We start from the raw sequence: 7,638 nt of genomic DNA on the forward strand, positions 1-7,638 counted from the left end.
CGGCCTGCTCGCGCTGCGCGGCGGCCGCGCGGGCCGCGGCCTCCTCCCGGGCGACCCGCTCGGCCTCGAGCCCGGACTGGCGCTGCTGCTCGAGCTCGACCGAGGTGCTGCGCAGCGCGGCCAGCTGGGTCACGACGGTGGCGCGCTCGGCCTCGGTGGCACCCACCTGCGCGGCGGCGGCGGCCTGGGCGCGGTCGGCCTCGTCCTTGGCGGCCTGGGCGGCGGCGGCCGCCTCCTCCTGGGCCCGCTGCGCGGCGACGGCCTGCTCGTCCATCAGCTGGGAGACCAGGCCGGCCGCGTGCCCGCGCTGGTAGGTCTGCTGGCGCCCCATGCCGAGGTGGCGCACGGTGCTGGCGCGGTCGAGGTAGTCCTGCGGGCCGTCGGCGCCGAGGGCCAGCTCGAGCCCGCCGAGCGAGCCGCCGCTGCGGTAGGCCTGGGCGGCCAGGGTGCCGATCTCCCCGGCGACGACGGCGAGGGCGGCGCGGGCCCGGTCGGCCGCGTCGCGCGCGGCGACGGCGGCCAGGGCCGCGTCCTGCAGCGCGACCTGCGCCTCGTTCCAGTCCTCGCCGGCGCGGGCGGCCTCGACCTGCGCCTCCTCGAGCGCGGCGTTCGCGCCGGCCAGCCGGCTCTCCAGCGCGGCCACCTGCTGCGCCGTCGTCGCCACGGCCTCGCGGGCGGCGTCGACCTGGCCCTGGGACGGGTACGGGTCGGCGGCGGCCGGGGCGGCGAGCAGGCCGAGGGCGGTCGCCGCGGCGACGACGAGACCGCCGCTGCGGCGCGCGAGGGTGCCGGGTCGTCGCGGCTGGGTCACGTCGGGGCTCCTCGGAGAACTACACGCGTGTGATTCTGGGTGCGTTCGGAACGGCGTGTCGGCTTGACACGACGGCGGGACCCTACCGAACACCTGCCCCTCTGAGAACACCCGGCGCACAAGTTGCTCCCGGCGCTCGAGTCACACCCGTCACACCAGCCTCAGTGGTCACGCAGCGTGCGCACACCGGCACGGGTCTCACCCGGACGGTCGTCAGCGCGCCGACGACCGCTGCGGCTCGGGGACGCCGCCCTGGCGCGGGACGCCGTCGCCCGCCCGGGCCTGCTTGACGCGGTACATCGCGTGGTCGGCGAGCTGCACCAGCTCGTCGGTGCCGAGCCCGCCGCCGGCGCGGGCGCGGGCGATGCCGACGCTCATCCGCGGCCGGACCTCCCCGCCGTCCACCGGCACGGGGGCGCCGGCGGCCTCCTCGACCCGGGCGACGACCCGCTCGGCGTCGCCGGCGTCCTCGAGCAGGATCGCGAACTCGTCCCCGCCGAGGCGGGCGACGCAGTCGGCCGCGCGCACCTGCGCCGCGAGCCGCTGGGCGACGGCGCGCAGCACCCGGTCGCCCGCGGCGTGCCCGTGCACGTCGTTGACCTGCTTGAACCCGTCGAGGTCGCAGAACAGCACGGCGACCTCGGTCGAGCTGCGCTCGGCCCGCGCCAGGGCGGCGGTGACCCGGTCGAGGAACAGCGCCCGGTCGGCCAGGCCGGTCAGGGTGTCGTGCTGGGAGTCGTAGCGCGCCTGCCGGTGCTGCTGCGACACCTCGGCGAGCAGCGCGCGGTTGTCGGCGAGCGCGACCAGCTGGCGCAGCAGCACCAGGACGATGACCGAGCCGGCGAGCGCGGACTCCGCACCGGTCCAGGGCGAGTCGGAGCCGAGCCGCGCGAGCAGCACGCCCGAGGCCCCGAGCACGGGGAGGTAGGGCAGCAGGATGGTCCACCAGGACGGCACCTCGGGCACCGCGGTGCGCCGCGGCTGCTGCGCGCCCGTGCGCGGGTGGGCCAGGCTCGCCGCGACCGCGACACCGAGGAAGCCGAGCACCCAGCCGACGTCGAAGACCTGCCCGGACGCGTACTCGGACGCCGAGGTGACGACGACGTAGCCGAGGTCGGCCACGGTGAAGCTGGCGGTACCGAGCACCACCGGCACCAGCACGCGGCGGTGCCCCGGGCCGACGACGGGCAGCAGCAGCACGAGCATGGTCAGCAGCACGACGTCGGTGAGGACGTAGGTGGTCGTCACGACCACCCCGGCGACGTCGCCGCCGCCGGCGGCCCACAGGTGCCGCAGGCTCAGCGCCCAGACGACGAAGACGAGGGACGACCCGATCACCAGGCCGTCGAGCAGGCTGCGCAGGTTCTGCGCGCGGGAGCGCTCGACGTCCGGGAGCAGCCAGATCGCCGCGGCGGCGAGCAGCGGGTAGAGCAGGAAGGCCACGTCGGCGACCGACGGGACGGGGACGGTGACCTGCCCGACCAGCTCGTACCAGGTGAACACGCTCTGCCCGACGCCCCAGGACAGGGCGCCCGCGCCGTAGAGGCGCCACGCGCGGCGGTGGCGCGGCTCGGCCTGGCGCCGGGCGGAGTCGAGGCAGACCGCGGCGGCGGCGAGCGGGACGAGGATCTGGGTCCAGTTGCTGACCACGCCGACCAGCGGCGAGCCGACCGCGGACAGCACGACGACGGCCGCGGCGAAGGCCACGGCCACGGCTGCTGCTGCGCCCACGACGAGGCGCTGCACGGCGGTCATGCCCCTGATCATCGGCACGCAGGGCCCCCGGATTGACTCCTGGGGACCCGCGACCTGCGCACGTGTCAGGCGGAGGGCGGGTCGTCCGTCCCGCCCGGGTCCGCCGCGAGCGCCCGCGACAGCAGCACGACCTCGTGCCCGGGGCCTCCGAGGCGGCCGACCTCCTCGAAGCCGCGGCGGGCGTGGAAGCGCAGCGACCGCTCGTTCGGCGGGTCGGAGTTCACCTCGAGCACGAGCCGGCCGCGGGGGCGGGCGGCGTCCTCGAGCAGGTCGTAGGCGTGGTGGGCGGCGCCGGTGCCCCGGTGCGCGGGCTCGAGCACGACCCGGTCGAGGTAGTGGAACCGCGTCCCGAACCGCGCGGCGTACCACCGGTAGTTCTCGGAGTCGTACGCCGAGCCCGGCCCGAACGTGATGACGAACCCGGCGGGGTCGCCGTCGACCTCGATCACGTCCACGCGCCCGCCCCAGCCCTGCAGGGCGGTCAGCCGGGCGTCGTCGAGCGGCGCGAGCAGCTCGACGTGCTCGGCGTTGAGCCGCAGCACGAGGGCGCGGTCGTCCGGGCCGGCCGGGCGCAGGGAGACGTGCACGGCACGGAGCCTGCCACCCCGTCGTCCCTCGGAACAGGCGGACCCGGCCCGCGCGGGCGAGGATGGGCACCACGGGACCGCCCGGGTCCCGCCGAGGAGGCATCCGTGTCCGACACCCCGTACGAGGCGTCCCGCTCCTTCCGCGACCCAGCCGAGCACGGCCCGGCCGAGAGCGACGTCGAGGACGACGACGCGCAGGTCGCACCCGACGCCGACGCGGAGGCGGTGGGGCGGGTCCAGGGGCAGGACGAGGGCTACGCCGAGGAGCAGGGCGCGGAGGTGCGCGCCCGCGCGGAGGACGGCTGAGAGCCGGGAGGTCGCGGACGTCGATCCGGCTCCCTCCCGCGCGTCACCACGGTGAGGCAGGCTGAGCCGCAGCCGGCCGGACGAGGAGGACGCACGGTGACCACGACCTACGCGGTGCTGCTGCCCGGGGACGAACGCCCCTGGGCGCAGGCCGACGACGAGACGCGTGCCCGGGTCTACGCCCGGCACGAGGAGTTCGCCCGCCTGCTGCACGAGCGGGGCCACCGGGTCGTCGGGGGCGCCGAGCTCGCGCCCTCGAGCACCGCCCGCACGGTGCGGGGCGCGCGCGGGTCGGTGACCGTCACCGAGGGCCCCTACGCCGAGACCGTCGAGCAGCTCACCGGCTTCTACCTGGTCGCGAGCGACGACCTCGACGACCTGCTCGACCTGTGCGGGCTGCTGACCGGCGACGACGCCGTCGAGGTGCGGGCGGTGCTGCCGGGGCCGGACGCCGGCACGACCGACGGGGAGGGGACGCGATGAGGTACGTGGTGCTCATGTACGGGGACGAGTCGGTGTGGGCGGAGGCCGACGAGGCGGGGATGCAGGAGACCATCGACCGGCACAACCGGTTCTCCGAGGTCGTGCGCGACCACCCCGCGCTGACGATGCTCGGGGGCGAGGCGCTGCAGACCGCCGACACGGCGACGACGGTGCGCCACGACGCCGACGGCCGCCGGGTGCTCACCGACGGCCCGTTCGCGGAGGCGGTCGAGCAGCTCGGCGGGTACTACGTGGTCGAGTCGCCGGACCTCGACACGCTGCTCGACGCGGTCGACGAGCTGCCCCTCTACTACGCGCTCGAGATCCGGGCGATCGACGAGAACGTCCCCGGCTGAGCGGGGTGGACGACGCGACCGGTGCCGCGACGGGCGCGCTCGAGCGCGCCCACCGCGAGCACTGGTCGCCGCTGATGGCGCTGCTGGTGGGCCGGTTCCGCCGCGTCGCGCTGGCCGAGGACGCCCTCGCCGACGCCTTCGAGCGGGCGGCGCAGCACTGGCCGGACGACGGCGTGCCGACCAACCCCGCCGCCTGGCTGCACACCGCGGCGCGGCGACGCGCCCTCGACGTGCTGCGCTCGGAGGCCGTCCGCACCCGGACCGTGCCGCTGCTGGTGGTCGAGGAGGACCTGCGGTCGCAGGCGGCCGACCGCGCGGAGGCCAGGGCCAGGGAGGAGGTGGAGGACGTGCTCGACCCGGCGCACGTGCGCGACGACGTGCTGCGGCTGCTGTTCCTGTGCTGCCACCCCGCGCTCTCGCTCGAGGCGCGGGCGGCGCTGACGCTGCGGCTCGTGCTCGGCCTGCCCACCCCGCAGGTGGCCCGGCTGTTCCTGGTGAGCGAGCCGACGATGGCCGCTCGTCTGACCCGGGCCCGCAAGAAGCTCGCCGCAGCCGGCATCGCGCTGCGGCTGCCCGGCCCGGACGCCCTCGACGAGCGGGTGGAGGGGGTCACCCGGGTCGTGTACCTCGCGTTCACCGCGGGCTACGCGCCGGGCGACGGCCCCGACCCGGTGCGTTCCGCTGCGGCGGGTGAGGCGGTGCGTCTCGGACGCCTGCTCGACGACCTCCTGCCCGGGCGCGCCGATGTGCGGAACCTGCTGGCGCTCATGCTGTTCCAGCACTCCCGTCGCGACGCCCGGGTGGACGCCGACGGCTCCCTGGTGCTGCTGCCCGACCAGGACCGGCGGCGCTGGCGCCTGGACGAGGTCGACGAGGCGGTGGGCCTGCTGCGCGGCGGGCCGGCGCCGACCACGCGGTGGGGCGCCGAGCTCGAGCTGCAGGCCCTGGTGGCGGCCGCCCACGCCACCGCACCGTCGTCCGACCGCACCGACTGGCCGCTGGTCGCCCGCCTGTACGGACGCCTGGAGGAGCTGACGGGCTCGCCCGTCGTGCGGCTGAACCGGGCGGTCGCGGTCGCCGAGACCGACGGCCCGCGAGCGGGTCTCGCGGTGCTGGACGGTCTCGACGACGCACTGGGCGCCAGCCACCGGCTCGCCGCCGTGCGCGCCGAGCTGCTGCTGCGCGCCGGTGCGCACGACGAGGCCGTGGTCGCGTTCGACCGGGCGATCGCCCTGTGCGGCAACGGGTCCGAGCTACGGCACCTTCGTGGGCGACGTCTCCTCGCGGGCGACGGCAGGAGCGCGTGACGGCCGGCCGATGACCACCGCTGCGGCGAGCACCACGGCCGCGCCCACCAGCTGCGGCCAGGCCAGGCGCTCGTGCAGGAACGTGACGCCGAGCGCGACGGCGACCACCGGGATCAGGTAGGTCACGGTCGTCGCGACGGTCGGTCCCGCGGCGCGGACGACGTCGTACTGCAGGTTCTGCGCCAGACCGGTGCCGACGAGTCCGAGCACCAGCACCGCCACCAGCGCCCACAGGTGCGCCTGACCGGCGTCCGGGGCGTCCGACGCCCGGAAGGAGAACGGGGTGGCGACCTCGCCCCCGCGCACCGCCCACCAGACCAGCGCGACGACGGTCATCTGCACCATGGCGGTGGTCATCATCGAGGCCGGCATCTGCAGCCCGCCGAGGTCGTCGTCGGCCAGGTAGCGCTTCACCCACGTCCACCCGAGGCCGTAGCTCGCGCCGGCGACGAGCGTCATCGCGAAACCGAGCAGGTCGGGGCGCCCGTCGAGCTGCCACGGCTGCATCACCACGACGACGCCGAGCAGGCCGAGCGCGACCGCCGCGACCTTCGACCACGGCAGCCGCGCCGCGGGCAGGAGCAGCAGGCCGAACAGGATCGAGGCCATCGGCGTGGTCGCGTTGCCGATGCCCGCGAGGGCGGACGAGATCCGTTCCTCCGCAGCGGCGAACAGGGTGAAGGGCAGGGTGGCGAGGAAGAACCCCGCGACCGACAGGTGCCCCCACACCCGCCGCGAGCGCGGCAGCCCCCGGCCGGTCGCGAGCAGCAGGAGCAGCAGCACGGCGCCGCCGGTGAGCACGCGGTACCAGGAGATCTGGACGGCCTCGAGCGACCCGAGGCCGATCTTCATCAGCAGGAACGACGAGCCCCAGATCAGGCTGAGCAGCACGAACTTCACCTGCCACGGCACCCGGGCGGCCGGCACCGCGGCGGCCACCGGTGCGGTCGCCGCGCTCACGCGAGCTCCGCGTCGACGAGGCGCCGCACCGACGCGGGGACGGGCGCGTCGGCGGGCACCCACGGCGCCGGCTCGGGCTCCCCCGCGACCAGGCGGAACGGCACCGTGCCGCACCACGCGTCGGTCGGTTCGTCCGGCACGCCGGGGCCGCCGGTGCGCACCTTCACCGTCCAGCCGCCGTCGTCGATCGGCAGCGCGACGCACAGCGTCGCGCGGGTCTCCTTGCGGTTCATCGGCCGCACCTCGGCCGTGCGACCCGGCACCAGCCGGTCGGACAGCCGCTCGAGGGCGTCCCACTGCTCGTCGTCGGCGAGCGGGGTGAGCCGGCCGCGGACGACCGCCGAGCGGTAGTTGGCGGACGACTCGAACGTGGTGTGCGCGACCACCATCCCGTCGACGGCCAGCACGCTGAGCACGGCTGGGGCGCCGCTCGCCACCTGCCGCAGCGCCCCGGCCCCCGTCGAGCCGTGCAACAGCACGCGGTCGCCGTCGCGCGCGAACAGCATCGGGACGGCCCACGGCTCGCCGTCGACGACGGTGCACAGGGTGCCCGCGAGCACGGTGTCGAGGACGTGGTCGAGCAGCGCGCGGTCGGCGGGCGAGCGCTCGGGCTTGCGGCGCACGGCGGTGGGGACGCCGCGGGTGGGGGCAGGGCTGGTCACGGTCCCAGGCAACTGGATAGTGGTAGCCCGCGACAGGTCCACAAACACCGTTTCACCACGACCACTTCGCCGGTACCGTCGGGTCGTGGCCCGCACCGCCCGCGCGATCGACCTGCCCATCGGCCTGGCCGACTCCCCCGCCCCGCTCCGGCACCGCATCGGCGACGCCCTGGTCGCCCAGATCCGCTCCGGCGCACTGCGTCCGGGCGACCCGCTGCCCACGACCCGGGCGTTGGCCACGCACCTGGGCGTCGCCCGCTCCGCGGTCGTCCAGGCCTACGACGAGCTGCTGGCGGCGGGGTTCACCCGGGCGCAGCAGGGGTCGGGGACGTTCGTCGCGCCCGGCGCCGACCGCGCGGCGCAGGCCGGGGCGGTGGCGCACGTGCGGGAGGCGCCGGCGGGCACGGCGCC

The 7,638-nt window shown here is 76.4% G+C and carries 9 protein-coding genes and 1 pseudogene; 5 read left to right on the forward strand and 5 right to left on the reverse strand.

All coding sequences use genetic code 11. The features are described 5' to 3' along the window. The 3 genes and pseudogenes from ACYVKY_RS00715 to ACYVKY_RS00725 all read right to left on the reverse strand — a co-directional run. A pseudogene (locus ACYVKY_RS00715) lies at positions 1-811 on the reverse strand (NlpC/P60 family protein); the annotation flags it as partial. A 213-nt stretch (positions 812-1,024) separates the two neighbouring features. Beyond that, a complete protein-coding gene (locus tag ACYVKY_RS00720) occupies positions 1,025-2,566 on the reverse strand; it encodes a diguanylate cyclase domain-containing protein (protein ID WP_460433070.1) in 1,542 nt (513 codons plus the stop codon). A gap of 65 nt (positions 2,567-2,631) precedes the next feature. Next, positions 2,632-3,153 (reverse strand): GNAT family N-acetyltransferase, encoded by a 522-nt coding sequence (locus ACYVKY_RS00725; RefSeq protein ID WP_460433071.1) that lies wholly within the window; start codon positions 3,151-3,153, stop codon positions 2,632-2,634. Between the two features lie 105 nt (positions 3,154-3,258). Between ACYVKY_RS00725 and ACYVKY_RS00730 the strand changes: the two genes are divergently transcribed. The 4 genes from ACYVKY_RS00730 to ACYVKY_RS00745 all read left to right on the forward strand — a co-directional run bounded on the left by ACYVKY_RS00730 (position 3,259) and on the right by ACYVKY_RS00745 (position 5,605). Beyond that, the gene (locus tag ACYVKY_RS00730; RefSeq protein ID WP_460433072.1) at positions 3,259-3,459 is read left to right on the forward strand and encodes a hypothetical protein; all 201 of its coding nucleotides are present in this window, start codon (positions 3,259-3,261) and stop codon (positions 3,457-3,459) included. Between the two features lie 96 nt (positions 3,460-3,555). Then, the gene (locus ACYVKY_RS00735) at positions 3,556-3,942 is read left to right on the forward strand and encodes a YciI family protein (RefSeq protein WP_460433073.1); all 387 of its coding nucleotides are present in this window, start codon (positions 3,556-3,558) and stop codon (positions 3,940-3,942) included. Then, on the forward strand, positions 3,939-4,298 hold the full coding sequence (locus ACYVKY_RS00740; protein ID WP_460433074.1) for a YciI family protein: 360 nt from the start codon (positions 3,939-3,941) through the stop codon (positions 4,296-4,298). The genes ACYVKY_RS00735 and ACYVKY_RS00740 overlap by 4 nt, the downstream gene beginning before the upstream one ends. A gap of 5 nt (positions 4,299-4,303) precedes the next feature. After that, positions 4,304-5,605, forward strand: coding sequence for an RNA polymerase sigma factor (locus ACYVKY_RS00745; RefSeq protein ID WP_460433075.1), 1,302 nt, complete (start codon positions 4,304-4,306; stop codon positions 5,603-5,605). On the opposite strand, the gene ACYVKY_RS00750 is transcribed toward ACYVKY_RS00745, so the two are convergent. Together ACYVKY_RS00750 and ACYVKY_RS00755 are read right to left on the reverse strand one after the other, a co-directional pair. Further along, positions 5,552-6,565 (reverse strand): DMT family transporter, encoded by a 1,014-nt coding sequence (locus ACYVKY_RS00750; RefSeq protein WP_460433076.1) that lies wholly within the window; start codon positions 6,563-6,565, stop codon positions 5,552-5,554. The genes ACYVKY_RS00745 and ACYVKY_RS00750 overlap by 54 nt on opposite strands. Next, positions 6,562-7,227 carry a pyridoxamine 5'-phosphate oxidase family protein gene (locus ACYVKY_RS00755; protein WP_460433077.1) on the reverse strand — a complete coding sequence of 222 codons (666 nt, stop codon included), beginning with the start codon at positions 7,225-7,227 and terminating at the stop codon, positions 6,562-6,564. The genes ACYVKY_RS00750 and ACYVKY_RS00755 overlap by 4 nt, the downstream gene beginning before the upstream one ends. An 85-nt stretch (positions 7,228-7,312) precedes the next feature. On the opposite strand from ACYVKY_RS00755, the gene ACYVKY_RS00760 reads away from it, so the two are divergent. Then, the coding region (locus ACYVKY_RS00760; protein WP_460433078.1) for a GntR family transcriptional regulator at positions 7,313-7,638 on the forward strand (326 nt) is incomplete at its 3' end.

It is taken from the genome of Angustibacter speluncae (genome assembly GCF_054777815.1).